This window comes from Flavobacterium cupreum (assembly GCF_003996965.1).
Lineage (GTDB): Bacteria > Bacteroidota > Bacteroidia > Flavobacteriales > Flavobacteriaceae > Flavobacterium > Flavobacterium cupreum.
Genome location: NZ_QWDM01000249.1, coordinates 1 through 284 on the forward strand (window position 1 = coordinate 1; position 284 = coordinate 284).

At 40.1% G+C, this 284-nt stretch carries 1 protein-coding gene; it reads left to right on the forward strand.

The features are described from left to right. Window positions 1–284, forward strand: a 284-nt coding sequence (locus D0817_RS27325; protein WP_238160970.1) for a hypothetical protein, incomplete at both ends; no start/stop codon positions are given.

Genomic DNA, 284 nt, shown 5'->3' on the forward strand with positions numbered 1-284 from the left:
GTACCGATTCGCTTTGGGTAGTGGCGTTCCATTGAATCCGTCAACCTGTTGGAGTGATGATACGAAAGTGGATTTCGCGGTTGATGATAAGGTCGTCAAGGACTATCAATACTATTTAAGTCATGTTGGAACTGCAAAAAACATGGGTAGTTTGTTAAATTTGCATATGAGGTTGTACTATGCGTGGCGTTTTTATTCAATCCGTAAGAAGAGAAACGGTGATATAACTGAGGCAAACAGAATAAGGCAGGCAAGTGTAGGTTTCAAGGCTGAAAGTTATAAAT